Here is a 479-nt window from a genome sequence, read left to right on the forward strand (position 1 = left end):
CCGGGCCTTGTACACACCGCCCGTCACACCATGGGAGTGGGTTGCACCAGAAGTAGCTAGTCTAACCTTCGGGAGGACGGTTACCACGGTGTGATTCATGACTGGGGTGAAGTCGTAACAAGGTAGCCGTAGGGGAACCTGCGGCTGGATCACCTCCTTAATCGACGACATCAGCTGCTCCATGAGCTCCCACACGAATTGCTTGATTCATTGAAGAAGACGATAGAAGCAGCTTTAAGCTCCAAGCTGATAGCTCATGGCTAACAGTTACAAGCTCGAAATTGGGTCTGTAGCTCAGTTGGTTAGAGCGCACCCCTGATAAGGGTGAGGTCGGCAGTTCGAATCTGCCCAGACCCACCAATTTTGTTATGGGGCCATAGCTCAGCTGGGAGAGCGCCTGCCTTGCACGCAGGAGGTCAGCGGTTCGATCCCGCTTGGCTCCACCATAAACTGCTTTGACACGTTAGAGTTTAGAAATG

At 53.2% G+C, this 479-nt stretch carries 2 tRNA genes and 1 rRNA gene; all 3 read left to right on the forward strand.

Annotation, left to right across the window (positions count from 1 at the left end):
• A 16S ribosomal RNA gene (locus DU29_RS0128665) occupies positions 1-160 on the forward strand; the annotation flags it as partial.
• Positions 161-283: 123 nt separating this feature from the next.
• A tRNA-Ile gene (locus DU29_RS0128670) sits at positions 284-360 on the forward strand.
• A gap of 10 nt (positions 361-370) precedes the next feature.
• Positions 371-446: transfer RNA gene (locus tag DU29_RS0128675), tRNA-Ala, on the forward strand.
• Positions 447-479: the final 33 nt, after the last annotated feature.

The organism is Pseudomonas sp. Ant30-3 (assembly GCF_000690905.1).
Taxonomy (GTDB): domain Bacteria; phylum Pseudomonadota; class Gammaproteobacteria; order Pseudomonadales; family Pseudomonadaceae; genus Aquipseudomonas.